This is a genomic window from Janthinobacterium sp. GW821-FHT03A03 (assembly GCF_059421435.1).
Map to the genome: position 1 here is coordinate 186722 of NZ_JBWKUZ010000007.1, position 26297 is coordinate 213018.

30 protein-coding genes are annotated in these 26297 nt (G+C 61.8%); 6 read left to right on the forward strand and 24 right to left on the reverse strand.

Features of this window, described 5'->3' with window-relative positions; all coding sequences use genetic code 11:
• Positions 1-70: 70 nt before the first annotated feature.
• The 4 genes from AC07VI_RS16095 to rpsO all read right to left on the reverse strand — a co-directional run bounded on the left by AC07VI_RS16095 (position 71) and on the right by rpsO (position 3907).
• Positions 71-346 (reverse strand): hypothetical protein, encoded by a 276-nt coding sequence (locus tag AC07VI_RS16095; protein ID WP_492995069.1) that lies wholly within the window; start codon positions 344-346, stop codon positions 71-73.
• Positions 347-376: 30 nt separating this feature from the next.
• A complete protein-coding gene (locus tag AC07VI_RS16100; RefSeq protein WP_099419445.1) occupies positions 377-1072 on the reverse strand; it encodes a hypothetical protein in 696 nt (231 codons plus the stop codon).
• Between the two features lie 215 nt (positions 1073-1287).
• Positions 1288-3405, reverse strand: coding sequence for a polyribonucleotide nucleotidyltransferase (gene pnp, locus AC07VI_RS16105; RefSeq protein WP_492995071.1), 2118 nt, complete (start codon positions 3403-3405; stop codon positions 1288-1290).
• A gap of 232 nt (positions 3406-3637) precedes the next feature.
• On the reverse strand, positions 3638-3907 hold the full coding sequence (rpsO, locus tag AC07VI_RS16110) for a 30S ribosomal protein S15 (RefSeq protein WP_010399743.1): 270 nt from the start codon (positions 3905-3907) through the stop codon (positions 3638-3640).
• 185 nt (positions 3908-4092) lie between these two features.
• Here rpsO and bamE point away from each other — a divergent pair, with 185 nt between their 5' ends.
• Entirely contained in the window at positions 4093-4590 is a 498-nt protein-coding gene (bamE, locus tag AC07VI_RS16115) for an outer membrane protein assembly factor BamE domain-containing protein (protein ID WP_086146447.1), read from the forward strand.
• A 167-nt stretch (positions 4591-4757) separates the two neighbouring features.
• On the opposite strand, the gene AC07VI_RS16120 is transcribed toward bamE, so the two are convergent.
• From AC07VI_RS16120 to AC07VI_RS16160, 9 genes are all read right to left on the reverse strand, one after another.
• Entirely contained in the window at positions 4758-6302 is a 1545-nt protein-coding gene (locus tag AC07VI_RS16120; protein WP_086146448.1) for a 2-isopropylmalate synthase, read from the reverse strand.
• A 48-nt stretch (positions 6303-6350) separates the two neighbouring features.
• Positions 6351-7202: a CDP-diacylglycerol--serine O-phosphatidyltransferase gene (gene pssA, locus AC07VI_RS16125; RefSeq protein WP_086146449.1), complete on the reverse strand. Its 852-nt coding sequence runs from the start codon at positions 7200-7202 to the stop codon at positions 6351-6353.
• Positions 7203-7373: 171 nt separating this feature from the next.
• The gene (locus AC07VI_RS16130; protein ID WP_086146450.1) at positions 7374-8138 is read right to left on the reverse strand and encodes an SIMPL domain-containing protein; all 765 of its coding nucleotides are present in this window, start codon (positions 8136-8138) and stop codon (positions 7374-7376) included.
• A 113-nt stretch (positions 8139-8251) separates the two neighbouring features.
• Complete coding sequence (locus tag AC07VI_RS16135; protein WP_086146451.1) at positions 8252-9007, reverse strand: SIMPL domain-containing protein; 756 nt, start codon at positions 9005-9007, stop codon at positions 8252-8254.
• Between the two features lie 186 nt (positions 9008-9193).
• On the reverse strand, positions 9194-10441 hold the full coding sequence (locus AC07VI_RS16140) for an MFS transporter (RefSeq protein ID WP_492995075.1): 1248 nt from the start codon (positions 10439-10441) through the stop codon (positions 9194-9196).
• A gap of 192 nt (positions 10442-10633) precedes the next feature.
• Positions 10634-11083: a hypothetical protein gene (locus tag AC07VI_RS16145; RefSeq protein ID WP_139842533.1), complete on the reverse strand. Its 450-nt coding sequence runs from the start codon at positions 11081-11083 to the stop codon at positions 10634-10636.
• Between the two features lie 111 nt (positions 11084-11194).
• Positions 11195-12211 carry a ketol-acid reductoisomerase gene (gene ilvC, locus AC07VI_RS16150; protein ID WP_076567050.1) on the reverse strand — a complete coding sequence of 339 codons (1017 nt, stop codon included), beginning with the start codon at positions 12209-12211 and terminating at the stop codon, positions 11195-11197.
• A 74-nt stretch (positions 12212-12285) separates the two neighbouring features.
• Positions 12286-12777: an acetolactate synthase small subunit gene (gene ilvN / locus AC07VI_RS16155; protein ID WP_010399754.1), complete on the reverse strand. Its 492-nt coding sequence runs from the start codon at positions 12775-12777 to the stop codon at positions 12286-12288.
• Positions 12778-12779: 2 nt separating this feature from the next.
• Positions 12780-14531, reverse strand: coding sequence for an acetolactate synthase 3 catalytic subunit (locus tag AC07VI_RS16160; protein ID WP_172404781.1), 1752 nt, complete (start codon positions 14529-14531; stop codon positions 12780-12782).
• 497 nt (positions 14532-15028) lie between these two features.
• Here AC07VI_RS16160 and AC07VI_RS16165 point away from each other — a divergent pair, with 497 nt between their 5' ends.
• From AC07VI_RS16165 to AC07VI_RS16185, 5 genes are all read left to right on the forward strand, one after another.
• Positions 15029-15598, forward strand: coding sequence for an RNA polymerase sigma factor (locus AC07VI_RS16165; protein WP_076567046.1), 570 nt, complete (start codon positions 15029-15031; stop codon positions 15596-15598).
• A complete protein-coding gene (locus AC07VI_RS16170) occupies positions 15595-15999 on the forward strand; it encodes a DUF3619 family protein (RefSeq protein WP_099374951.1) in 405 nt (134 codons plus the stop codon). Before AC07VI_RS16165 ends, AC07VI_RS16170 begins: the two co-directional genes overlap by 4 nt.
• A 2-nt stretch (positions 16000-16001) precedes the next feature.
• Entirely contained in the window at positions 16002-16790 is a 789-nt protein-coding gene (locus AC07VI_RS16175) for a DUF3106 domain-containing protein (protein ID WP_099374952.1), read from the forward strand.
• Positions 16780-17316 carry an RDD family protein gene (locus AC07VI_RS16180; protein WP_099374953.1) on the forward strand — a complete coding sequence of 179 codons (537 nt, stop codon included), beginning with the start codon at positions 16780-16782 and terminating at the stop codon, positions 17314-17316. The genes AC07VI_RS16175 and AC07VI_RS16180 overlap by 11 nt, the downstream gene beginning before the upstream one ends.
• 66 nt (positions 17317-17382) lie before the next feature.
• A complete protein-coding gene (locus AC07VI_RS16185) occupies positions 17383-17811 on the forward strand; it encodes a group III truncated hemoglobin (protein WP_086148299.1) in 429 nt (142 codons plus the stop codon).
• Here the strand turns inward: AC07VI_RS16185 and AC07VI_RS16190 are convergent.
• The 11 genes from AC07VI_RS16190 to ybiA all read right to left on the reverse strand — a co-directional run bounded on the left by AC07VI_RS16190 (position 17808) and on the right by ybiA (position 26284).
• Entirely contained in the window at positions 17808-18566 is a 759-nt protein-coding gene (locus AC07VI_RS16190) for an rRNA pseudouridine synthase (RefSeq protein ID WP_099374954.1), read from the reverse strand. The two genes, AC07VI_RS16185 and AC07VI_RS16190, sit on opposite strands and share 4 nt — an antisense overlap.
• A gap of 157 nt (positions 18567-18723) precedes the next feature.
• A complete protein-coding gene (locus AC07VI_RS16195) occupies positions 18724-19641 on the reverse strand; it encodes a class I SAM-dependent methyltransferase (RefSeq protein ID WP_492995080.1) in 918 nt (305 codons plus the stop codon).
• On the reverse strand, positions 19628-19822 hold the full coding sequence (gene iscX, locus AC07VI_RS16200; RefSeq protein ID WP_071076333.1) for a Fe-S cluster assembly protein IscX: 195 nt from the start codon (positions 19820-19822) through the stop codon (positions 19628-19630). Before iscX ends, AC07VI_RS16195 begins: the two co-directional genes overlap by 14 nt.
• Position 19823: 1 nt before the next feature.
• On the reverse strand, positions 19824-20165 hold the full coding sequence (fdx, locus tag AC07VI_RS16205; protein ID WP_034750070.1) for an ISC system 2Fe-2S type ferredoxin: 342 nt from the start codon (positions 20163-20165) through the stop codon (positions 19824-19826).
• Positions 20166-20236: 71 nt separating this feature from the next.
• Entirely contained in the window at positions 20237-22117 is a 1881-nt protein-coding gene (hscA, locus tag AC07VI_RS16210) for a Fe-S protein assembly chaperone HscA (RefSeq protein ID WP_086148302.1), read from the reverse strand.
• A 108-nt stretch (positions 22118-22225) separates the two neighbouring features.
• Entirely contained in the window at positions 22226-22741 is a 516-nt protein-coding gene (gene hscB, locus AC07VI_RS16215) for a Fe-S protein assembly co-chaperone HscB (protein ID WP_099374956.1), read from the reverse strand.
• Between the two features lie 64 nt (positions 22742-22805).
• Positions 22806-23126: an iron-sulfur cluster assembly protein IscA gene (gene iscA, locus AC07VI_RS16220; protein ID WP_071322760.1), complete on the reverse strand. Its 321-nt coding sequence runs from the start codon at positions 23124-23126 to the stop codon at positions 22806-22808.
• Positions 23127-23177: 51 nt separating this feature from the next.
• Complete coding sequence (iscU, locus tag AC07VI_RS16225) at positions 23178-23567, reverse strand: Fe-S cluster assembly scaffold IscU (RefSeq protein ID WP_076567031.1); 390 nt, start codon at positions 23565-23567, stop codon at positions 23178-23180.
• 175 nt (positions 23568-23742) lie between these two features.
• Entirely contained in the window at positions 23743-24999 is a 1257-nt protein-coding gene (locus AC07VI_RS16230) for an IscS subfamily cysteine desulfurase (RefSeq protein WP_076567030.1), read from the reverse strand.
• A gap of 40 nt (positions 25000-25039) precedes the next feature.
• On the reverse strand, positions 25040-25516 hold the full coding sequence (gene iscR / locus AC07VI_RS16235; RefSeq protein WP_034779566.1) for a Fe-S cluster assembly transcriptional regulator IscR: 477 nt from the start codon (positions 25514-25516) through the stop codon (positions 25040-25042).
• 216 nt (positions 25517-25732) lie between these two features.
• Positions 25733-26284 (reverse strand): riboflavin biosynthesis intermediates N-glycosidase, encoded by a 552-nt coding sequence (gene ybiA / locus AC07VI_RS16240; protein WP_492995084.1) that lies wholly within the window; start codon positions 26282-26284, stop codon positions 25733-25735.
• Positions 26285-26297 lie beyond the last annotated feature (13 nt).

The following is a 26297-nucleotide window of genomic DNA, read 5'->3' on the forward strand; positions in this document are numbered from 1 at the left end:
CGTCAAGCAATACTAACAGTCGATTACCCATAAACAACAATTGATACCATATATTAACTAAACCCATTAACTACATCTCGCCGCGCAGCTTGCCCAGGGCCGGCGATTCGCCACCCGTCGCCTCGAGGCGAAAGCGCGCAAATGCCTGCTCCAGCTCAGGGTACTGGCGCAAGCCGCCTTCCGTAAAATAGCGTCCGCCGGGGATATCGCCCCACGGCAGCGGCACGCTCAAGGCGCCGCTGCCCGCCAGCGCCAGCAGCGGCTCGAGCGCGCCGCGCAGCTCGGCCACCTCACCATCGGCGGGCGCCAGGCGCGCCAGCAACTGTTCCAGTTCCGCGGCACGCATTCGCAAGCGCTGCTGATCCATCATGCCTCCTCAGTTCTTGATCGTGCCGATCAGCACGGGCACCGACCACAAGTTACGATTTGGCAACAAGTACTGTTGCGCCCCGCCCCGGCGCCGCACGAGGCCGCCCAGCTCTTCCGTGGGAGCCACCTGGCTGACGAACACGTTGACAGTTCCCTTCGGCATGATCTGATACACATCATACAGCGGCGCCTCGCTCTTCAGGGGCAGGCCGAAACAGTCGGCCAGGCTGGCGCACTGGCCCGACGCTAGCTGCAACTGCGTGCTGGTGGTGAAATACGGCGAGTATGGCGATACGTTCTGGCCGTGCGGCACGATTTTTACCAGCGCGGCAGCCATCGGCTGCAGGGCCGGCAAGGTGCTGCCCGAGGCCAGCTGCTCGACCGCGCGCGCATAGATGGTGTCGGCCGGCGCGGCAGGATCGGCCGCGCGCAGTTCGCGCAGAAATTGCTGCCCTGCCCCGCTATCGAGATAGGAGTCGATAGCTTCGCGCGGCAAGCCCGCCGTCCTGAAAGTGCTGAGGTCATTGATTTCACGCGCATGCACGGCGCGCAAGGCGTCGATATCCTGCGCCGGCATGGCCGTGGAGGCGGCGGCGATCGGTATCGGCAGCGGCACCGGCGTGGGATTGTCGTCGGCCTGCGCCCAGGCGCCGGGGGCAAGCGCGATCAGGAAGGCGGCGGCCAGGCAGTAGGGTTTCAGCATGCTGCATCTCCTTGGAAGTGGCGAACGGGAAAGGAACCCGTACGAATCTACAAGGAGCGCAATACGCTGACGCGACCTGCATCAAGGCGCAGGCAAACAGGCGCGCCGCCAAGCGCGTGCCTTCGATGCAGCGCAAACGATACGCATAAAAAAACCGCCAGGGCTTGCGCGCCGGCGGTTTTTGGGGTGGCGGACCAGGCCGCCGTCAGGCGAGCTTAAGCGGCTGGCGCTTCGTTGCCTTCAGCAGCTTTCATCGACAGCTTCAGGCGGCCGCGGTCGTCCGTTTCCAGCACTTTGACGCGCACCAGCTGGCCTTCTTTCAGGTAGTCGGCCACGGCGTTGACGCGCTCGTTGGCGATCTGCGAGATGTGCAGCAAGCCGTCCTTGCCTGGCATGACTTGCACGATGGCGCCGAAGTCCAGCAGTTTCAGCACGGTGCCTTCGTAGGTCTTGCCCACTTCGACGGAGGCCGTCAGTTCTTCGATGCGGCGCTTGGCTTCCTGGCCGGCGGCAGCGTCGACGGACGCGATGGTGACCACGCCTTCGTCGCTGATGTCGATCTGGGTGCCCGTCTCTTCGGTCAGCGCGCGGATCACGGCGCCGCCCTTGCCGATCACGTCACGGATTTTTTCCGGGTTGATCTTGATGGTGATCAGACGCGGTGCGAAATCGGACAGTTCGGTTTTGACGTGCGGCATGGCTTTTTGCATTTCGCCCAGGATGTGCTCGCGGCCTTCCTTGGCTTGCGCCAGCGCCACTTGCATGATTTCCTTGGTGATGCCCATGATCTTGATGTCCATCTGCAGCGCCGTGATACCGTTGCGGGTACCGGCTACCTTGAAGTCCATGTCGCCCAGGTGGTCTTCGTCGCCCAGGATGTCGGACAGCACGGCAAACTTGCCGCCTTCCTTGATCAGGCCCATGGCGATGCCGGCCACGTGCTCTTTCATCGGCACGCCGGCGTCCATCAGCGCCAGGCAGCCGCCGCAGACGGAGGCCATCGATGAGGAACCGTTCGATTCCGTGATTTCCGATACCAGGCGCACCGAGTAGCTGAACTCTTCAGCTGCCGGCAGGGCGGCGATCAGCGCGCGCTTGGCCAGGCGGCCGTGGCCGATTTCGCGGCGCTTCGGCGTACCGACGCGGCCCGTTTCGCCGGTGGCGAACGGAGGCATGTTGTAATGCAGCATGAACGAATCGGTGAACTCGCCCATCAGCGCATCGATCTTCTGGCTGTCGCGGGCGGTGCCCAGGGTAGCGACGACCAGCGCCTGCGTTTCGCCGCGCGTGAACAGGGCCGAACCGTGGGTGCGTGGCAGCACGCTGGTGCGGATCGAGATCGGACGCACGGTGCGCGTGTCGCGGCCGTCGATGCGCGGCTCGCCGTCCAGGATCTGCGTGCGCACGATCTTGGCTTCGATGTCGAACAGGATGTTGTTCACTTCCGCGCTGTCGATCGCCGCGCCGCCGTTGGCAGCCGCTTCGGCCGACAGGTCGGCCAGCACTTCCGACGTTGCCGCCTTCAGCTTGGCCGTGCGTTCCTGCTTGTCCTTGGTTTGATATGCATCATTGATCTTGGCGTTGGCGAAATGCGCGACGCGGGAGATCAGTGCTTCGTTCTTCGGCGCAGGCGCCCATTCCACTTCCGGCTTGCCGCCGTCACGCACCAGGTCGTGAATCGCGTCGATGACGACTTTCATCTGGTCGTGGCCGAAGACCACGGCGCCCAGCATGATTTCTTCGGACAGCTGCTGCGCTTCCGATTCGACCATCAGCACGGCCGTTTCGGTACCGGCGACAACCAGGTCCATCTGCGACGTTTTCAGTTGCTGGACGGTCGGGTTCAGGATGTACTGGCCGTTCGCGTAACCGACGCGCGCGGCGCCGATAGGACCGTTGAAAGGCACGCCCGAGACGCACAGGGCGGCCGATGCGCCGATCATGGCGGCGATGTCCGGATCGATTTCCGGGTTGACCGACAGCACGTGAATGATGACTTGCACTTCATTCAGGTAGCCTTCCGGGAACAGCGGACGGATAGGACGGTCGATCAGACGCGATGTCAGTGTTTCTTTTTCGGAAGGACGGCCTTCGCGCTTGAAAAAACCGCCCGGGATTTTACCGGCAGCATAAGTTTTCTCGACATAATCAACCGTCAAAGGGAAGAAATCCTGGCCTGGCTTGGCATCTTTGCGTGCCACCACCGTTGCCAGAACGACGGTATCTTCGATCGACACCAGCACTGCGCCGGATGCCTGACGTGCGATTTCGCCGGTTTCCAGGGTCACCTGATGTTGACCGTACTGGAAGGTTTTCGTAACTTTGTTAAACATGGGGTATCCCTTTTCTAATTGCCGACAGATTTTCAGGGGCTGTCGTTCACCTCACCACAGGCGGCGTAAAAATGCTGCCTTTACTTGTTGCCACCTTTGCTACTTTACTTTTAAAACATGATGTCGGTAGAGAATACTGTACTTCTCGACATAAATCCGGAATTCAAATGACAAAATGCCCGCGTCAGCGAACTGGCGCAGGCATTTCTGTATAAACCTTGTACGGCAAAAATTACTTGCGCAGACCAAGTTTAGCGATCAGGTCGCGATAACGGGTAGCGTCTTTAGCCTTCAGGTAGGACAACAGGCTCTTACGACGGTTGACCATCATGATCAGGCCGCGGCGGGAGTGGTGATCTTTCGAGTGGGCTTTGAAGTGGCCGTTCAGTTCGTTGATGCGAGCTGTCAGCAGTGCAACTTGCACTTCAGGGGAGCCGGTGTCGTTTTGACCACGTGCGTTGTCCGCGATGATAGCGGCTTTGTTGATGTTTTCTACTGTCATGATAAACCTTTCACATGCGGTGCACAGAGTCTGAACCCTATCCACCGTGAACTACGATTATTAAAATACTGGCCTATGCTTCCAACCAGACGCGCAAGTATATCGGAAAAATGCCCGCCTGTATCCTGCCGTGCGGGCTTTTCTCGGCGCATGATAGGATTTTCCCGCATTTCAGGAGGACAAACATGAAAAAACTGCTCAAATTAGCAACAGCCGTGCTGCTGGCCGCGCTGGCCGGCTGCGCCAGCTGGAACGCGCCGCCGCCGCAGCCGGGCGAAGCGCGCGCCGCCGTGGAAGCGCGCCTGGGCCGGCCCACGGCCGTCTACCAGCTGCCCACGGGCCCGGAACTCGAATACGCGACGGGTCCGTATGGCCAATATACGTACATGGCCCGCTTCGGCCCCGACGACAGATTGATTTCCTATGAGCAAGTGCTCGACACGCCGGGCTTTGCCCGCATCAAGGTGGGCGTGTCGACGCAGCAGGACGTGCTGCAGACGCTGGGCCGCCCGACGGAAAAATCCTATTTGCCGCTGCCCAGGCTCTACGTCTGGTCCTACCGCTACAAGGAATCGGGCGTGTGGGATTCCATGATGCATGTGCACTTCGACCATGACGGCATCGTGCGCATGATGATGAACGGCCCCGATCCGGCCAAGGAGGAGCGCCGCTTCTTCTGGTAAACCATTACCGGCGGAACGACGCCTGATAAAACCGTGGCGAGCGGCAGTGAGGCTCGGCGCCCCCTTTGGGCCAGGAAGCGCAGCCGTGCTAGACACGGGGCCGCCGAGGCGGCGAGCATCGCCGGCCGCAAAGCGCGACGCGCAGCAGGTTTCATCAGGCGTCCTTCCTACGGCTGCGGATCGATGCGCTCATCCTTGGCATGCAGTTTGTTCAAGGCCGACAAATACGCCTTGGCCGAGGCGACGATGATGTCCGGGTCGGCGCCCACGCCGTTGACGATGCGCCCGTCGCGCGACAGGCGCATCGTCACCTCGCCCTGCGACTGCGTGCCCGTGCTGATGGCATTGACGGAGAACAAGACCAGTTCCGCGCCGCTGGCAACCGCGCTTTCGATGGCGTTGACGGTCGCGTCGACGGGCCCGTCGCCACGCCCCTCGCAGCTGCGCTGCTCGCCGCCGACAAGAAACTCCACGCGCGCATGGGGCACGGCGCCCGTCGTCGACTGCTGCGCCAGGGAAATGAAACGGTAGTGCTCGCTCTCCTGCGCCTGCTGCTCCTCGCTGACGAGGGCCATGATGTCTTCGTCGAAAATCTCGGATTTGCGGTCGGCCAGCTCCTTGAAGCGGATGAAGGCCGCGTTGACTTCCGCCTCCGATTCCAGCGCGATGCCCAGCTCCTGCAGGCGCTGCTTGAAGGCGTTGCGCCCCGACAGTTTGCCCAGCACGATCTTGTTGGCCGTCCAGCCCACGTCTTCGGCGCGCATGATTTCATACGTCTCGCGCGCCTTTAATATGCCGTCCTGGTGGATGCCGGACGCGTGCGCAAAGGCGTTCGCGCCCACGACGGCCTTGTTCGGCTGCACGGCGAAGCCCGTGATCTGCGACACCATTTTCGAGGCGGCGACGATTTGCGTCGTATCAATGCCCACGGTCAGATTGTAATAGGCGGCGCGCGTGCGCAGCGCCATCACCACTTCTTCCAGCGCCGTATTGCCGGCCCGTTCGCCCAGGCCATTGACGGTACACTCGATCTGCCGCGCGCCGCCTATCATGACGCCGGCCAGCGAATTGGCCACGGCCAGGCCCAGGTCGTTATGACAATGCACAGACCAGATGGCCTTATCGGAATTCGGTATGCGTTCGCGCAAGCGGCGGATGGTGTTGCCGAAGATTTCAGGCACGGCGTAGCCCACCGTATCGGGGAAATTGATCGTGGTGGCGCCCTCGGCAATCACGGCTTCGAGCACCTGGCACAGAAAATCCTCGTCGGAGCGGCTGCCGTCTTCGGGGCTGAATTCGATATCGTCCGTGAACTGGCGCGCGTAGCGCACGGCGTTTTGCGCCTGCAGCAAGACTTGCTCGGGCGTCATGCGCAGCTTCATCTGCATGTGCAGGGGCGAGGTGGCGATGAACGTGTGGATGCGCTTGCGCTCGGCAGGCGCCAGCGCTTCGGCGGCGCGGGCGATGTCGCGGTCGTTGGCGCGCGACAGCGAGCAGATCGTCGATTCGCGCACGGCGCCGGCAATCGCCCGTATCGACTCGAAATCGCCCTGCGAGGCGGCGGCGAAGCCGGCTTCGATCACGTCGACCTTCATGCGCTCGAGCTGCCTGGCGATGCGCAGCTTTTCCTCGCGCGTCATGGAGGCGCCCGGCGATTGCTCGCCGTCGCGCAGGGTGGTGTCAAAGATGATGAGTCGGTTGCTGGTGCTCATGGCTGCTCCTCGCTGATGGAAAGAAGTGGCTACCGACCCAGGCCGCTGTCAGTGCTCCGGGTCCGTCTGGACTATGCTAACAGGCTTTCCCTTGGCCATGCGCCAGAAAAACACGGCGTAGCCGGACAAGCCGTAGGCAACGAAGATGGGGAACAACACTTTCGGCGGATCGATGGAAATGAGCGCAAAGAACAGTGCCAGCAGGAACACGACGATGAAGGGCACGGACTTGCGGAAATTGACATCCTTGAAGCTGTAGAACGGCACGTTGGTGACCATGGTCAGGCCGGCGAACACGGCGATCGTCCACGAGACCCAGGCCAGTTGGTTGCCGGCAAATTCGAGGTCGTTCATCAGCAGGATGAAGCCGGCCACCATGGCGGCGGCAGCCGGGCTGGGCAAGCCCTGGAAGAAGCGCTTGTCGACCACGGCGATATTCGTGTTGAAGCGGGCCAGGCGCAGGGCGGCGCCGGCGCAGTAGACGAAGGCGGCCAGCCAGCCCAGCTTGCCCATGCCGCGCAGCGACCATTCATAGATGACCAGCGCCGGCGCGGCGCCGAACGACACCATGTCGGACAGGCTGTCGTACTGGGCGCCGAATTCGCTTTGCGTGTTCGTCAGGCGCGCGATGCGCCCATCGAGGCCGTCGAGGATCATGGCGATGAAGATGGCCCAGGCCGCGTGCTCGAATTTCTGGTTCATGGCCATGACGATGGCATAAAAGCCGCAAAACAGGGCCGCCGTCGTGAAGGCGTTCGGCAACAGATAAATACCGCGGCGGCGCAAGGTTTTCTTGCCCGTGCCATCTGCCACCGGCTGGCGCACGAATTTGCTGAAGCGGGAAGCTTTGGATGCTGCGGGAGTGCCGTTCTTGCCTCTACGACGGGGGAAGTTTGCCATGTTGTTCCATATTTTGTGTACTGCGGGGTATCGGTGCCAGGCGGCGCGCACATGGCCATTACACCATGCGCGCGCCGATCCTGCCATTATAGAGGAGCCGCCGCCAAAGAAAAGTGCGATGGAGCAAGCTTGGCAAGATAGCGCCGCATCCAGCCTTGAACGCCGAACAAATTACTTGAACTTGATTTTGGCAACAAGGCCCATGTTCAGGGTGGTTTCGCCCGGTTCGAAGCTCGGTTCGGCCACCTGGCTGCCGCCGTAGCTGGCCGCATCGGCGCTCATGGCGCGCGCGCCGGCCATGTTGGCGCGCTGCGCATAGTTGCCCGAACCTTCGAAATCGATGGTGTCGATCACGGCGTCATTGACGTTGCGGCCCATGGCGCCGGCGATGGCGGCCACGCGCTCATTGAGATTCTTGTAGGCGGCGGCGATGCGCTGGTCGTCGAGCTTGCGGATGGTGGCGGGCGCCAGGCCGAAGTTCAGGCGGTTCAGGGTCAGCACGCCTTGCGCCGCGGAAACGGTTTTCGGCAAGGCGGCCAGATTGGTCGTCGTTACCTGCAGGTACTGGCCTACGCGCCAGCCCGTCGGCACGCGGGCCTTGGCCACGCTGCCTGGCGGCAAGGGCGCCGTTTCCGGGTACACGGCATACGTGTAGTAGCCCTGCGTCTTCAGCACGGCTTGCGGGTCGGCCTTCTTGACGATGGCCACGCCCTGGTTCATCTTCTGGTTCACGCGCGAGGCGGCGGCGGCCTTGTCCTTGTCCTGCTCTTCGATGGCCAGGGTGACGGTCACCTGGTCGTTCGCCTGCACCACTTCACCGTTGGCGGGCACGACCACGAGGGTGCCGGCGGTGGGCAGGCTTTGCGCATGGGCGGACAGGGCAACGGTAGCGGCGGCGGTAACGGCGGCGGCCAGCACAGCTTTCATGACGGTCATATATTTCTCCTTGGGAATTTGATACTCAGACGCGCGGGGAGCTTGGGTGCTCCCCGGCTTTTACTTGACGACTACTGTACCGCGGGCGGGGCACGCGGCGCAAACACGCTTGCTTACTTGAACTTCACCTTGCCGACGACGCGCATGTCGAGCGTCGTTTCGCCCGGCTCGAAGCTCGGCTCGGCGACGACGCTGTCTTCGGCCATCTTGGCGCTGCGCATCATCATCGGCGCGGCGGCCGGACGGCTTTCGGTGGCGTAATTGCCCGAACCTTCGAAGTCCACCGTATCGAGCACGGCGTCGGACACGTTGCGGCCCATGGCCCTGGCGATGGCGGCCACGCGCTCGTTGAGGTTTTTATACGTGGCGGCGATGCGCTGGTCGTCCAGCAGGCGGATGGTTTCCGGCTTCAGGCCGAAATTCAAGCCATTCAGGGTCAGCACGCCTTGCGCCGCCGACACGGTTTTCGGCAGGGACGCCAGGTTGGCCGTCGTCACTTCCAGGTACTGGCCCACGCGCCACGCCGTCGGCAGGCGCGGCTTGGCCACGGCGCCGGCCGGCAGCGGACGCTCTTCCGGATACACGGGGTAAGTGTAATAGCCATACGATTTCAGCGCAGCGGAAGGATCGGCCTGCTTGACGATGGCGATGCCCTTGTTCATCTTCTGGTTCACGCGCGACGCGGCGGCGGCCTTGTCCTTGTCCTGCTCTTCGATGGCCAGGGTGGCGACGACCTGGTCGTTGACATGCTTGACTTCGCCAAATGCGGGGACGACCACCAGGGTGCCGGAAGTCGGCAGGGATTGCGCTTGCGCACTCAGGGCAACGGTGGCTGCGGCGGCAACAAGGACGGATTTCATCACGGTCATGGGGGTACTCCTAGGTGGTTAATATGGCTGACAGCCCGCGAAAGGAACGCTTTTGCCGTCCCTTTCGCTTGAGAAACTTGTCAAACTGTGTAGATTCTAACGCCTCGTTCATTCCCGTGGCGCAAATTAACAAATCGTCACAAAATGCGTCTGGCGGTCACATTTACTCACATTTTAATAACAACGTTATTTTAAATGGCAATGACATCTATGTCCCGCCACCACGCCACCCGTGCGGCGGCCCGGCTTGAAACTGTAACGGCGCGCGCGCCAGGCGATGCCCAGCGCCACCAGCAGCAGGGCCAGCATGGCCCACGGGAACGACGCCGCGCCATAGCCGTCGAGCAGCATGCCGCCCGTCAGGCCGCCGCCCGCGATGGCCACGTTCCAGATGGTCGCCACCATCGCCTGCGCCACATCCATGCCGTCGCCGGCCGCGTCCGCCGACGCCGTCTGCAGCAGGGTGCCGGCGCCGCCAAAGGTGATGCCCCAGATGGCCATGCTGACATAGATCACGGCGGGCGAGTCCATCGCCAGCCCCAGCGCCACCATCACGAGGGCAAAGGCGGCGATGCAGCCCAGCACGAGCGGGCGCAGCCAGCGGTCGATCAGCTGGCTGACCAGCCAGATGCCGGCCAGCGAACCCACGCCATACACGAGCAACACCAGGTCGACGCGGGGGCGCAAGCCGGACGGCGCCAGGAACGGCGCGATATACGTATATAAAATGTTATGCGCCAGCATCCAGGCGACGATCACCGCCAGAATCGGCCGCACGCCCGGCGTCATGAACACCTGGCGGATCGACAGGCGCTCGCCCTGCTTTTGCCCCGGATAATCGGGCACGGCCAGCAGCACCCACGCGACCAGCACCACGGCCATGGCGGACATGACGCCGAAGATGCTGCGCCAGCCCAGCACGCCGCCCATCAGGGTGCCCAACGGCACGCCCAGCGACAGGGCCAGCGGCGTGCCGATCATGGCAATGGCCATCGCCCTGCCCTGCTGTTCCACGGACACCATGCGGCGCGCGTAGCCGGCCATCAAGCCCCAGGCCAGGCCGGCGGCCATGCCGGTGACGAAGCGCGCCACCAGGGCGACGACGTAGTTGGGCGCCAGGGCCGTCGCCGTATTGAAGATCAAAAAGCCGATGATGGCCAGCAGCAGCACGTTGCGCCGGCGCCAGCTGCTGGTGAGCGCCGTCAGGGGAATCGCCGTCAATATGGAACCGATGGCGTACACGGTGACCAGCTGGCCCGTCATGACTTCGGAAATGCCGAGGTCCTTGGCAATCTGCGGCAGCAAGCCGGCGGGCAAGGTTTCCGACAGGAGGGCGAGGAAGGCCGTCATGGCCAGGGCCAGCAAGGCCAGAACGGGAATGGAAGAGTCAGCAGCAGCCTGCGAGGGCGCCGTGGCGGTGATACGGTCAGTCATGGGGGTCTTTCTGGTTGCGCAAGCGGCTAAAAAACCAGCGCCTGGCGTGCTACAAAAGCGGTGATGCGCGTTGCGGTCGGCAGATACCGAAACAGATGCAGTCCACAGGAAACTGCAAAGGAAGGGCGGGATTATATAGGAGGCGGGCGAAAAGCGTGCGCGCCAAGACAGCCGTGCTCAAGCCGGCCGCGCTCAGGCTGGCGTCATGCAGGCGTCATTGGCCGCCTTGCGCGGCGAAAACCAGGCATTCGATTTCGGACTGTACAGCAAGGCGCAGATGACGGCGAACAGGAGCGCGCCAGGCAAGACGCTCATCTTCAGCGGCACGGTCGCCAGGCAGAATGCAATGTCGATCACGCCCCACACCAGATACACGGTGCGCGCGCCACGCTGCCTTTGCAGCATGGCCAGCGCCGCCACCACGGTAATGCCCTGACTGAAGATCAAGATCGCGTATTGCACCTCGGCGGGAATCGCGCCGTCCGCCATCCACGCCTGCATGGCGGGATCGTTGCGGCCGAGGTAGGCTGACACCAGCGCCGACAGCGAGCCGATGACCAGAAACCAGCAGCTGATGGCAACCGAGGCGGGACGCTTGAGCACATGAAGATTGCCGACAAAAACTTTAGAAAAAACAAGCATGAGGCTGACGCTATGGTTGAATGGACCTGATTGTAACGGATGTTGGCGGCCAGGCGCCCGCGCACAAAAAAAGCCGGCTTGCGCCGGCTTCCTGTGAAGAACGATAATTATTTAGTTCTTCGACTGGTCAACCATCTTGTTCTTGGCGATCCAAGGCATCATGGCGCGCAGTTTCGCGCCCACTTCTTCGATCTGGTGCTCGGACGTCAGGCGGCGGCGCGAGATCAGGGTCGGTGCGCCCGCCTTGTTTTCCAGGATGAAGCTCTTCGCGTATTCACCCGTTTGAATGTCTTTCAGGCATTGACGCATCGCATCCTTCGTGGCCGAGGTGACGACTTTAGGACCGGTCACGTATTCGCCGTATTCGGCATTGTTCGAGATCGAGTAGTTCATGTTGGCGATGCCGCCTTCATAGATCAGGTCGACGATCAGCTTCAGTTCGTGCAAGCACTCGAAATACGCCATTTCAGGCGCGTAGCCCGCTTCCGTCAGGGTTTCGAAGCCGGCCTTGATCAGTTCCACGGCGCCGCCGCACAGCACGGCCTGTTCGCCGAACAAGTCCGTTTCGGTTTCTTCACGGAAATTCGTTTCGATGATGCCGGCACGGCCGCCGCCGTTGGCCGAGGCGTACGACAGGGCGACGTCGCGGGCGATGCCCGATTTGTCCTGGTACACGGCGATCAGGTGGGGCACGCCGCCGCCCTGGGTGTAGGTGGCGCGCACGGTGTGGCCCGGGGCTTTCGGCGCGACCATGATCACGTCGAGGTCGGCGCGTGGCACGACCTGGCCGTAATGCACGTTGAAGCCGTGGGCGAAGGCCAGCACGGCGCCCTGCTTGGCGAACGGCGCGATGTTTTCGTTGTAGACCTGGGCGATGTTTTCATCCGGCAGCAAGATCATGATGACGTCGGCCGCTTTCACGGCGTCGTTGACTTCCGCCACCTTCAGGCCCGCTTGCTCGACCTTGGTCCACGAAGCGCCGCCCTTGCGCAGGCCGACGGTGACGTTGACGCCCGAATCGTTCAGGTTTTGCGCGTGCGCATGGCCTTGCGAACCGTAGCCGATGATGGCGACGTTTTTGCCTTTGATCAAGGAGAGGTCAGCGTCTTTGTCGTAAAAAACTTTCATGGTATTTCCTATATATTTGATGATGCGTTGTATGGGGGGGGCGGCCGTGGCCGCGTACTGCTGTTTTTATACTTTTATACTTTGAGGATGCGTTCGCCGCGGCCGATGCCGGACCCGCCCGTGCGGACGGTTTCCAGGATGGCGGCGCGGTCGATCGAATCGATGAACGCGTCGAGCTTGACCTTGTTGCCGGTCAATTCGATCGTGTACGTCTTTTCGGTGACATCGATGATGCGGCCACGGAAGATATCAGCGGTGCGCTTCATTTCCTCGCGCTCCTTGCCCACGGCACGGACCTTGATCAGCATCAACTCGCGTTCGATATGCTGGCCTTCGGTCAGGTCCACCACCTTGACAACCTCGATGAGGCGGTTCAGGTGCTTGGTGATCTGCTCGATGATGTCGTCCGAGCCGCTGGTGACGATGGTCATGCGCGACAGGGTCGAGTCTTCCGTCGGCGCCACGGTCAACGTTTCAATGTTGTAGCCGCGTGCCGAGAACAGGCCCACCACGCGCGACAGGGCGCCCGCTTCGTTTTCCAGCAAAACAGAAATAATATGGCGCATGATTAGAGATCCTCCGAGCCGAGCATCATTTCGGACAGGCCCTTGCCGGCTTTCACCATTGGCCACACGTTTTCAGACTGGTCGGTAATGAAGTTCATGAACACCAGCCTGTCTTTCATGCCAAACGCCTCTTTCAGGGCGCCGTCGACGTCGCCCGGTTTTTCAATTTTCATGCCCACGTGGCCATACGCTTCGGCCAGCTTCTCGAAGTCGGGCAGCGAATCCATGTACGACTCGGAATAGCGCGAACCGTAATCGATTTCCTGCCACTGGCGCACCATGCCGAGGAAACGGTTGTTGAGCATGATGATCTTCGGCGTCAGGTGATACTGCTTGCACGTGGCGAGCTCCTGGATGCACATCTGGATCGAGCCTTCGCCCGTGATGCAGGCAACGGTGGCGTCCGGATTGGCCATCTGCACGCCCATGGCGTACGGCAAGCCGACACCCATGGTGCCCAGGCCGCCGGAATTGATCCAGCGACGCGGCTTGTCGAAGCGATAATATTGCGCCGCCCACATCTGGTGCTGCCCCACGTCGGAGGTAATGAAGGCGTCGCCCTTGGTGATCTCGTATACTTTCTCGACCACCGATTGCGGCTTGATGACCAGGTCCGAGGTCGGATATTTCAGGCATTCGCGGCCGCGCCATTCGGCGATCTGCTTCCACCAGTTGCTCAGGGCATTGACGTTCGGCTTGGCTTCGGCCGCGTCAAGCTGCGCGAGGAACTCGATCAGCACGTCCTTGACGTTGCCGACGATGGGGATATCGACCTTCACGCGCTTGGAAATCGACGACGGATCGATGTCCACGTGGATGATCTTGCGCGGATGCGAAGCGAAATGCTTGGGGTTGCCGATCACGCGGTCATCGAAACGGGCGCCGATGGCGATCAGCACGTCGCAGTTCTGCATCGCCATGTTCGCTTCGTAGGTGCCGTGCATGCCGGGCATGCCGACAAACTGCTCGCTCGAGGCGCGGTAGGCGCCCAGGCCCATCAAGGTGTTGGTGCACGGGAAACCCAGGCGATCGACCAGCTTGTTCAGCTCGGCCGAGGCATTTGCCAGGATCACGCCGCCGCCCGTGTAGATCATCGGGCGTTCGGCCTGCAGCAGCAGCTGCACGGCCTTGCGGATCTGGCCCGAGTGGCCCTTGTCGACGGGACGGTAGGAACGCATCTCGACTTCCTTCGGGTAGTCGAAATGGCATTTGTGCATGCTGATATCCTTGGGGATATCGACCAGCACGGGTCCCGGACGGCCGGTACGGGCGATGAAGAACGCCTTCTTGATCGTTGCCGCCAAATCCTTGACGTCCTTGACGAGGAAGTTGTGCTTGACGACGGGGCGGGTAATGCCGACCGTGTCGCATTCCTGGAACGCATCCTGGCCGATGGCGTGGCTCGGCACCTGGCCGGAGATCACCACCATGGGAATCGAGTCCATATAGGCGGTCGACAGGCCCGTGACGGCATTCGTGACGCCGGGACCCGACGTGACGATGGCGACACCGACCTTGTTCGAGCTGCGCGAATAGGCATCGGCGGCGTGGATCGCGGCCTGCTCGTGGCGTACCAGGATATGCTGGAATTTGTTTTGCTGGAAGATGGCGTCGTAGATGTAGAGTACGGCCCCGCCCGGATATCCAAAGACGTGCTCGACGCCCTCTTCAGCCAGACAGCGCACGACAATTTCTGCGCCCGTGATCGGTCCTGTTGCGGAACCTGTTGCAGGTCCCTTTGCTTCGGTATTCATGAAACATTCCTTTCAAGGTCCATTGGAGATTGATCGGATGTTCTTTCCTGACGAGGTACGCCTAACGCAACAGTGCTCCTGCTTCCCTTTTCATGCGGTCACGCAATTTCTTTGGGCACCCATAGATACCTTACAAAACAACGCTTAACGCAACTCGTTTGGCCGGAGTTTCTGTGGCGCCTGTACGAACCGCTCGCGCTTGTGGCGCGGGTTAGAACAAACTGCCTACAAATGAAAGCGCGTCTTGCCGCTGCTGGCCTTGTGTGCCGGTCGCGACCTGACCATAGGGCTTTGGGGTGTTCAAAGCGTCCCCTACGTTATCGCGTTGCACCATTATGGTCAAGGAAAATGTCAGCCGAAAGCCCTTTTTGCTCGCACCACATGCAAAAACCCTGCGGAAACGCACATTTTTTGCTAGCATGCTCATGGTTGCAAAAAGCATACCCGCCTCCCTTTCGCCCACAGCACACGCAGCCGTTAGCTCGCCCCCATACCGCATGGCAACAGACAAAGAATTATCCGACTTTCTAGAAAATGTCGAGCGGCGCGCTTTCAAGCAGGCCGCCTACGCGGTCCGCAAGGATGAATCGGCACTCGACATCGTGCAGGACGCGATGATCAAGCTGGCCGAGAAATACGGCGACAAGCCGGCCGCCGAACTGCCGATGCTGTTCCAGCGCATCTTGCAGAACACCATACTCGATTATTTCCGCCGCGAAAAAGTTCGCAACACCTGGGTCAGCCTGTTTTCCGGCATGAAGCCCTCGGGCGACGAGCATGAAGATTTTGATATACTTGACACTTATGAATCGGAACAGGGCTCCAGCGCCGCCGAATCCTCGGCCGACCAGGTCGAACGCGCGCAAATCCTTGATTTGATTGATGAAGAAGTACAAAAACTGCCGTCACGTCAACGCGAAGCCTTCCTCATGCGTTATTGGCAGGACATGGATGTGGCTGAAACAGCGGAAGCGATGGGTTGCTCCGAAGGCAGCGTGAAAACACATTGCTCTAGAGCTACCCACACGCTCGCCGAATCGCTGAAAGCCAAGGGAATAAAATTATGAACACCGACGATCTCAATTTCGCTTACAAAGTGCGCCATGCACTGAACGAAAAACTCGACGACCTGCCCGCATCGGCCACCGATCGCCTGGCAGCGGCACGCAAGCTGGCCCTGTCGCGCAAGAAGGCGGACGCGCCCGCCGCCGTGGCCGCGCGCGAAAACGTGTTCGCCGGCGTGGCCAGCCAGTTCTTCGCCGAGCCGCTGTCATGGCTGGGCCGCATGAGCGTGGTCATCCCGCTGCTGCTGCTGGTCGGCGGCATGGTGGGCATCTATCAGTTTGAGCAGGAACAACATATTGCCGAACTGGCAGAAATCGACGCCGCCGTCCTGTCGGACGAATTGCCGCTGTCTGCGTACATGGACCATGGCTTCAACGCCTACCTGACGAAACGCGAGCAATAAGCATGGCACGCTCAAGCGTACGCAATGGCTGGCTCGCCGCCGGTATCGGCCTGGGTGCCTGCGCCCTGGCCGGCGCCGCCTGGGTAGGCGCGCAGCAACATCCCGCGCCCGCCGCCGTCCCCGCGCCGGCAGCGGCAGCACCCGCCCCCGTCGCCTCGGCGCCGCCCGTCAAACCCGGCTCGCCGCGCACGGCCGGCAAGGGCGGCACGCCGCCCAAGGCCAGCGACAACCCATCCTGGAACAAGCTGTCGCGCGCGCAGCAGGAAGCCTTGCAGCCGCTGGCCGGCGAATGGAACAAGCTCGAACCCTTGCGCAAGCAGAAATGGCTCGATATCGCCAACCGTTTCGCCTCGATGACGCCCGACGAGCAAACCCGCGTGCATGAACGCATGCGCGAATGGGTCAAACTGACGCCGGAACAGCGCCGCCTGGTGCGCGAAAACTATGCGCGCACGAAGAAGATTGATCCAGGTCAAAAGTCTGCCCAATGGGAGCAGTACCAGCAGTTGCCGGAAGATCAAAGGAAAAAACTGGCCACGGAACTCGTGCCGATGCCGAAGAAGCCGCTGGAAAAAGTTCCTGCCATCAATTCGAACACGAGCAAGCCGGCCCCCATCCTGCTGCCCGCCACGCCGCCGGCACCTGCGGCTGCCGCACCCGCCCTGCCGCCCGCTGCCGCTGCCGCAGCTGCCCCCGCGCCGGCAGCCGATCCCGCCGCGGCCACGCCGCCCGCCGCCGTGCCCGTCACGCCACCCACCACGCCTGCCCCACTGCCCACCAATGTCAAATAGTACGCCTGCCGCCAGCAACACTTCCCGCCCGACAATCAAGCGCCGCCTGATTTCCATGGTTTACGAGTCGCTGCTGGCCCTGGCCGTGCTGTTCTTGCCCTTCCTGCTGTTTGAACTGGCCGTGCAGGGCGCGCACACGCCGCTGACGGAACACCTGCGCCAGTGCCTGGCCTTCCTCGTCATGGGTGCGTATTTCATCCACCAGTGGAGCCGCGAAGGCCAGACCCTGGCCATGAAGACGTGGCGCCTGAAAGTGGTGTTGCCGGGCCACGCCCACGTGCCGCTGCGCCTGGCCGCCTGCCGCTACATCCTGGCCTGGATGTGGCTGTTGCCAGCCCTGCTGGTGGCGTACGCGTTTGACTTGCAGCACTGGACGGCATTGGGCGCCATCGGCATCGGCATCCTCGCCTGGTCGGCCACGGCCCTGTTCACGGGCAATGGCCAGTTCCTGCACGATAAATTGCTGGGCACGCAGATCGTGCAATTGCCGGCCCCCGCCAGGAAAGCGAAGAAGGTCGCCGCTTGAGCTGTCTCGGCAGGTCTTGACCTGCGTCATTGAAGCGCCACGGGGGCTCTGCGATCATGGCATGCCATGAATAATACCGCCCCCCTCCCCCATACCCGCTTCGCCAAATACCGCGCGGAAGTCTGCAGCGAAGACGACGTCAAGCATCTTGTCCACACCTTTTATGCGGCCGCGCGCGACGACGCCATGCTGGGCCCCATCTTTGCCGCCGAGGTCAAGGATTGGGACGCCCACCTGGCGACCCTCGTTGATTTCTGGTCAGGCTTGCTGCGCGGCACCATGCGCTACCACGGCAAGCCGCTGGCCCAGCACGCGCAGATGGAAAACCTGACGCCGTGCATGTTCCGACGCTGGCTGACCCTGTTCTTTGCCACCACGGAAAGCATGGGCAACCTGGCCCTGCAGGAGAAGGCCGATGCCATCGCCTTGAATATTGCCGAACGGCTATGGAAAAGCTTTGCGGAAAACCATTCCATCGTGGCGCCGCAGCTTTAGAACCTCTCGTAGCCTTGCAGGTAGCGCCATTGCCCCACGGGCATGGCGCCCATCGGGATGCGGCCGATGCGCAGGCGCTTCATGGCGACGACGTCCAGTCCCACCATCTTGCACATATGGGCGATCTGGCCCGGCTGCACGTTTTTCAGGGCGAAACGCAAGCGCGTCTCGTTCTGCCAGCTGACCTTGATCGGCGGCAAGGGCTTGCCATTGAAGGGCAAGCCGTGATTGAGCAGCGCCAGGCCGTTTTCCATGATGTCGCCCGCCACTTCCACGATGAATTCCTGCTCCACCGTCTTCGCTTCGTCGACCAGCTTGCGGGCCACGCGGAAATCCTGCGTGAACACGAGCAGGCCAGAGGCCATGGTTTCCAGCGGGTTGGTGATGGTCAGGCCGATCAGGTGGCGCTTGAGGAAGCGCGTGACGGAGCTCGGCGCCACGTTCTCCGGGGTGAATATCTCTTCGGGACGCAGACAGCTCAATGCAGGCTTGCCCTCGCTGCCGATACCGCCATGGATGCCGGCCGGCTTGTGCAGCAGAATCGTCACGGGCGGCATTTCATCGAGGGTGGCGTTCGGCAACAGCACCACTTCCTGATTATCCGCCACGCGCGCGCCCGATTCCTCCACCAGCACGCCGTCGACCGTGACCCAGCCGCCCTCGATATACAGCTCGGCCTCGCGGCGCGAGCAGGGCACGTCTTCGGACAGGCGCTTGGCCAGGCGGACGGTGGGCATTTCGTGTGGTGTGGTCATGGGGAAGGCGCAAAAAGCAAGAGGAGGAGAAAGCCGGTATTGTAACCGACCCGCCCCACCTCTTTTGCGACTTGCGCTGCCGGCTGTCGGATCAGGCTGCGCTAATCCGGCCTACGCAGCAAAAGGCCGGGGTCAGACCCCGGTCGTCATCCGACAATCAAGCCGTGGCCTTGGCCAGTTCCTCGGCAAAGAAACGGTGGCCCATCTCTTCCAGGCCCAGGGTCTGCAGCACTTCCTGCAGGCGCTCCGTCGGGCGCTGGCGCGGCAGGTTCTTGTAGCTGGCGATGATCAGTTCATTCTTCATCGAATGCTCCCAGCCCACCAGTTCCGTCACGCTGACCTGGTAGCCATGCGCTTCCAGCTGCAAACAGCGCAGCACGTTGGTGATCTGGCTGCCGAACTCGCGCGTGTGCAGCGGGTGGCGCCACAATTCCGTCAAAACATTCTTGCCCAGGCTCTTGCCCTTGTTCTTCCTCAATACGGTAGCGACTTCGGCCTGGCAACATGGCACCAGCACCATGAACTTCGCCTTTTTCTTCAGGGCGAAGTGGATGGCGTCATCGGTGGCCGTGTTGCACGCGTGCAAGGCCGTGACGATGTCGATCTGCTGCGGCAGCAGGTTCGATTCCGTCGATTCGGCCACGGACAGCGGCAAAAACGACATGCCGGGGAACTTGAATTTCTTCGCCAGCTCTTGCGAGCGCTGCACCAGCTCTTCGCGCGTCTCGATGCCGTAGATGTGCGAACCGTCGTTGCCGTTCTTGAAGAACAGGTCGTACAGGATGAAACCGAGATACGACTTGCCGGCGCCGTGGTCGACCAGCGACACGCCGGGGTGGTCGAGCTGCACTTCGCGCAGCAGCGGCTCGATGAACTGCGTCAGGTGGTACACCTGCTTGAGCTTGCGGCGGCTGTCCTGGTTCATCTTGCCGTCGCGCGTCAGGATATGCAATTCCTGCAGCAGGGCGACCGACTGGCCATCCTTGATCTCGGGCATGTTGCTGGCGGCCGTGATGATGTCTTTCGGCGCAACGGCTGCGGTGGCGGCGGCTGCCGCGCCCTTAGCGCGCTTCATCGATCCACGCCATCTGTATCGCTTCGAGCACTTTTTCGCCGCCGCGCGTGTGGTCATCGTCGAAGCCGTCCAGCTCCACCACCCAGTTATGCAGGTCGGTGAAACGCACGGTCAGCGGATCGATGTCCGGATGCGCGTCGTACAGCGCCTCGGCGATCGCGTGTATGTCGGACCATTTCATGTTAGTGACTGCCTTCGCTGACCTGGTTGATCGTGTATTTCGGGATTTCGACGACGAGGTCGGCCTCGGCCACGATGGACTGGCACGACAGGCGCGACACGGCTTCCAGGCCCCAGGCCTTGTCCAGCATGTCTTCTTCCAGTTCCGTCGCTTCGTTCAGGGATTCGATGCCCTCGCGCACCAGCACGTGGCAGGTGGTGCAGGCGCACGATTTTTCGCAGGCGTGCTCGATGTCGATGTCGTTTTCCAGCAGGATGTCGCAGATGGACTTGCCGGCCGGGGCTTCGATGACGGCGCCGTCCGGGCAAAGCTTGGCGTGCGGCAGGATAACGATTTGTGGCATGGTTTCTTCTTTCAGTCTGTCATTCGGAGCGCGGCCGCGGCGAGTGCCTGCGGCGCGCTGTTCTATTAGTTTTATACGACCTGATCAAGCGTTTTGCCCGTCAATGCCGTGCGCACGCTGCGGTCCATGCGGCGCGAGGCGAAATCCTCGGTGCCGTCGGCCAGTGCCTCGATCGCCAGTTTTAATGCCTGGTGGTCGATGGCGCCGCTTTGCGATTGGATAATGGCGTCGCGCACCTTGTTCATCAGGCCATCGACTGCCGCGCGCTCGGCCGCGTCCAGCAAGCCGCCGTCTTCGTCCAGCGCCGACTGCGTGGCCAGCAGGATGCGTTCCGCTTCCACCTGCTCTTCGCGCAGCGCGCGCGCCACCATGTCGACGTCGGCCGAGGTGTACGAATCCTGCAGCATGCGGGCGATGTCGTCGTCGCCCAGGCCATAGGCGGGCTTGACGCTGATCGACGCTTCCACGCCCGAGCGCAGTTCGCGCGCCGAGACGGACAGCAAGCCGTCCGCATCGACCTGGTAGGTGATGCGGATGCGCGCGGCGCCCGCCACCATCGGCGGAATGCCGCGCAATTCAAAGCGCGCCAGCGAGCGGCAATCGCTGACCAGTTCGCGCTCGCCCTGCAGCACGTGCACGGCCAGGGCCGTCTGGCCATCTTTAAATGTCGTGAATTCCTGGGCGCGCGCGCATGGTATGGTCGAATTGCGCGGGATGATCTTTTCCACCAGACCGCCCATGGTTTCGATACCGAGCGACAGCGGAATGACGTCCAGCAACAGCCAGTCGTCGCCGGCGGCGCGGTTGCCAGCGAGCAAGTTCGCCTGGATGGCCGCGCCCAGCGCCACCACTTTATCGGGGTCGATATTCGCGTGCGGCGTCGTGTGGAAGAATTCGCTCACGGCGCGCTGCACGTGCGGCATGCGCGTGGCGCCGCCCACCATCACCACGCCGTCGACGTCGTCCGCATCCACGTTCGCGTCGCGCAGCGCCTTCTTGATGGCGTTCATGGTCTTGCCCACCAGGTGCTGCGTCATGGCGGCAAAGTCCGCTGCCGTGATGCGCAGGTGGATTTCCTCGCCCGAGTTCAGCTTGGCGTCTATCGTCGTTTCCGGCTTGGTCGACAGCAATTCCTTGATTTCGCGCGCCTTCACCATCAGGATGGCCGTGTCTTCGTCCGACAGCGGCGCCAGCTTGGCCTGCTCGCTGATCCAGCAGAACAGGCGGCGGTCGAAATCGTCGCCGCCCAGGGCCGAATCGCCGCCCGTGGACAGCACTTCAAAGACGCCCTTGCTCAGCTTCAGGATCGAGATGTCGAACGTGCCGCCGCCAAGGTCGTACACGGCGTACACGCCTTCGGAAGCGTTATCGAGGCCGTAGGCGATGGCGGCGGCCGTCGGCTCGCTCAGCAGGCGCAAGACATTGATGCCGGCCAATTGCGCCGCATCTTTCGTCGCCTGGCGCTGGGCATCGTCGAAATACGCTGGTACAGTAATGACGGCGCCCACCAGGTCGTCGCCCAGCGAATCCTCGGCGCGCTGGCGCAGGGTGGCGAGGATCTGTGCCGACACCTCAACGGGGCTTTTCACGCCGGCCACGGTTTTCAGCTGCACCATGCCAGGCGTATCCTGGAAGTCGTAGGGCAGGTTTTCCGCGTAGGCGATGTCGGCCAGGCCGCGGCCCATGAAGCGCTTGACGGACACGATGGTGTTCTTCGGGTCGGTGGTCTGTGCGGCCAGGGCCTTGTAGCCGATGTTCGCATGGCCATTCGGCAGGTAGCGCACGACGGACGGCAGCAGGGAGTGCCCTTCTTCGTCGTTGAGCACCTCGGGAATGCTGTTGCGGACCGTCGCGACCAGGGAATTGGTGGTGCCAAGGTCGATGCCGACGGCCAGGCGGTGCTGGTGCGGCGCGGTCGACATGCCTGGTTCGGAAATTTGCAGAAGTGCCATTGTATTCGTGCCTCGATTAATTTATTGCATGATGCAGCTGATGCCTGGTGCGCATTATAAGACGCGCGCCAGACTGGCGCTTGGCACGCCGGTCAAGCGATAGGCCAGTCAGGCTTCCATGGCCTCATAGGCAAAACGCACTTCCTCGCCGAATTTGTCGAGGAACATCAGGGCGCGCACGCTTTGCGCGGCGTTCACATAGTCGCCACCATCGAGCTGGGCCGCCACCTGGGCCAGCAAGGCCTTGCGTTCGCCGCGCAGCTGGCGGTCCAGGGCGTCGAGCGCGTCGGCGTCCTTGCCCGCGCGCGCGTCGCCCAGCTCCTCGCGCCATTCCATCTGCTGCATCAGGAAGCTGACGGGCATGGCCGTGTTCGACTCCGTCTGCAGGTCGACGCCATTGATCTCGCACAAGTATTGCGCGCGCTTTTGCGGGCTTTTCAGGGTTTGGTAGGCTTCATTGGCGCGCGTGGCCCATTGCATCGCCACGCGCTTTTCAGCGCTGCTGGCGTTGATGAAGCGGTCGGGATGGACCTTGCCCTGCACGTCGCGGTAAGCCGCGTCGAGCGCGTTCATGTCGAGCGAGAACTGGGCAGGCAACTGGAAGAGTTCGAAGTGGTTTTGCATAGTGTCGGTGGTCGCTGTGCCTCAATCGATGAGTACAGCGCACCGACCGGGGTCTTGCCAGCTTTTAAATTCTAAAGCTCTCGCCGCAGCCGCAGGCGTCTTTTTCGTTCGGATTGTGGAACTTGAAGCCTTCATTCAAGCCTTCGCGCGCAAAATCGAGTTCCGTGCCGTCGATGTAGGGCAGGCTTTTCGGATCGACGAAGACTTTCACGCCGTGCGACTCGAAGACGCTGTCTTCGGCCGCCGCTTCATCGACGTATTCGAGCTTGTAGGCCAGGCCCGAGCAGCCCGTGGTGCGCACGCCGAAGCGCAGGCCCACGCCCTTGCCGCGCCGTTCGATATAACGGTTGATGTGCTTCGCCGCTTTTTCGGTCAGTGTGATCATGTATTTCTCCGCAACTGCCCCAGCCTTGCGGCTGGGGCGGGCTGCCAACGTTTAAGCTGCTACTGGATGGCGGGTCTGGTAATCCAGAACGGCTGCCTTGATGGCGTCTTCCGCCAGGATGGAGCAGTGGATCTTCACTGGCGGCAGCGCCAGTTCTTCGGCGATCTGCGTGTTCTTGATGGCCAGCGCCTGGTCCAGGGTCTTGCCCTTGACCCATTCCGTCACCAGCGAACTCGACGCGATGGCCGAACCGCAGCCGTAGGTCTTGAATTTCGCGTCTTCGATCAGGCCATCGGCGCCGACCTTGATCTGCAGTTTCATCACGTCGCCGCAGGCGGGCGCGCCCACCATGCCGGTGCCGATGGTTTCATCACCCTTGTCGAAAGCGCCCACGTTGCGCGGGTTTTCGTAGTGATCGAGTACTTTGTCCGAGTAAGCCATTTTGATGCTCCTTAAATATTCTTGCCGGCCCCGTTCACGAGGCAAATTTATCTTCAAGTGCCTGGAAAACCGTAGCGAGCGGCAGTGAGTTGTGGCCGAGAAGCGGAACTGTGCTGTAGCACAGTGAGCATCGCAGGCCGCAAATCGCGACGCGCAGTAGGTTTAACAGGTGCTTTTAGTGGGCTGCCCATTGGATCGAATTAATGTCAATACCTTCCTTGAACATGTCCCACAGCGGCGACAGCTCACGCAATTTGTGTACTTTCGATTTCAGCAGGTTCACGGCGAAGTCGATGTCTTCCTCGGTCGAGAAGCGACCGATGGTGAAGCGGATCGAGCTGTGCGCCAGTTCGTCGCTGCGGCCCAGGGCGCGCAGCACGTACGATGGCTCCAGGCTGGCCGAGGTGCAGGCCGAACCGGACGACACGGCGATATCCTTGATCGCCATGATCAGCGACTCGCCTTCGACGTAGTTGAAGCTGACGTTCAGGTTGTGCGGCACGCGGTGGTCCATGTCGCCGTTGATATAGACTTCTTCGATCTCCTGCAAGCCCTTGGCCAGGCGGTCGCGCAAGGCCTGGATGCGGCCGATTTCGCTGTCCATCTCTTCCTTGGCGATGCGGAAGCTTTCGCCCATGCCGACGATCTGGTGCGTCGGCAGGGTGCCCGAGCGCAGGCCGCGCTCATGGCCGCCGCCGTGCATCTGCGCTTCCAGGCGCACGCGCGGCTTGCGGCACACATACAGGGCGCCCACGCCCTTCGGACCGTAGGTTTTGTGCGCCGTGAAGGTCATCAGGTCGACCTTGGTCTTTTGCAGGTCGATGACGACCTTGCCCGTCGCCTGCGCGGCGTCGCAATGGAAGATGATGCCTTTCGAGCGGCAGAACGCGCCGATCTCGTCGATCGGCTGGATCACGCCGATTTCGTTGTTCACCAGCATCACCGACACGAGGATGGTGTCCGGGCGCACGGCCGCGGCCAGCTGCTCGACGGTGATCAGGCCGTTGTCCTGCGGTTCCAGGTAGGTCGCTTCAAAGCCGATGCGTTCCAGTTCGCGCACCGTGTCGAGCACCGATTTATGCTCGGTCTTGACGGTGATGATGTGCTTGCCCTTGGTCTTGTAGAACTGCGCCGCGCCCTTGATGGCCAGGTTGTTGCTTTCCGTCGCGCCGGAAGTCCAGATGATTTCGCGCGGATCGGCGTTCACCAGGGCCGCCACGTGGCCGCGTGCCTCTTCCACGGCTTTTTCCGCCGTCCAGCCGTACATGTGGCTGCGCGAGGCCGGATTGCCGAACTGCTCGCGCAGGTAGGGAATCATCTTGTCGGCGACGCGGGGATCGATCGGCGTGGTGGCCGAGTAATCCATGTAGATCGGGAAATGCGGTGCGGTTTCAAAGTGCACTTGGCCTACGTTTTTTTCTGGGGCGTTCATCAATAACTCCTGCAATCAGCAACTTGGTATTTTGTTATGTTCAACCGAGGGCGGCGTGGTTACGGTGCATCACCATCACGCTTTGTTCGGCAATCTTTTGTCTCTGCTGGTCGACCAGGTCCTGCAGGGACACAGAATCCAGATAATCGACCATTTTTTCGTTGAGCGTGGACCACAATTCATGCGTCATGCAGCGCGCGCCCGTGGCCGCGTCGGCGCCGTGGCAATGCTCCTTGCCGCCGCACTGCGTGGCGTCCAGCGGCTCGTCGACGGCGATGATGATGTCGGCCACCGTCACCTTGTCGGCACGGCGCGCCAGGCTGTAGCCGCCGCCCGGACCGCGGATCGATTCGACGATCTCATGCCGGCGCAACTTGCCGAACAGCTGTTCCAGGTAGGACAGGGAAATCGACTGGCGCTGGCTGATGCCGGACAAGGTGACCGGCCCCTTGCCCTGGCGCAGGGCAAGATCGATCATCGCTGTCACGGCAAAACGGCCTTTTGTAGTCAGACGCATACATCCTCTGGTCAACTGGTTTAAAATATTGCGGTTTTTCAACTTCTCAAAGCCCGAGTAGTTGAATGATTTAGTCAAGTATAACAAATTCGGCGGGGTTTGTCAGAGCGCCCCTCGATGACCACAGGGCTGGCAGGGGCATGGCCGGCCGCGCCAGGCGCGGCGGCATCAGGAAAACAACAGTCGGGAAAGCGCGGGCATGCGCAGCGTCAATTCTCAGCCCCGTAAAGCGCTTCTTACTTTCATCAGTTCAAACCCCAGCAGGTTCAAGCCGTCCCAGCGCGATGGATCGCCGATGCGCGGATTGTCCGACGCCAGGCCCACGCCCCAGATGCGGTCGACGGGACTGGCTTCGACGATGACGCGCTCGCCCGTGCCCAGCAAGAACTTGCGCAGCGCGGCTTTTTGCGAGAACTTGGCAAAATTGCCATCGAAGACGATGCCGGCGCGCGCCGCTTCCCACACTTTGGCGTCGAAATTGGCCACTTCGCGCCCCAGCTTCTTCACTTCCGACGGCCGTTCGGCCGCCACGATGCGCGCCTGCACCGAGGTATCGCCAAACAGGGCCGCCTTTTGCGCCATCATGTAATGTTCGGCCGTCGCATACGTCACGCCGGCCAGGCTGAACGGCGACGGAAACCACTGGCTGAAGCAGCTTTTGTCGGGCACCTGCGGCTGCGCCGGCGTGTGGCCCCAGAAATACAGATAGTCGGGCATGCCGCCGGCCGCGATCCACGCCTTCAATTCTTCCACGTTACTGATTTGCATATTCCCCGCACTT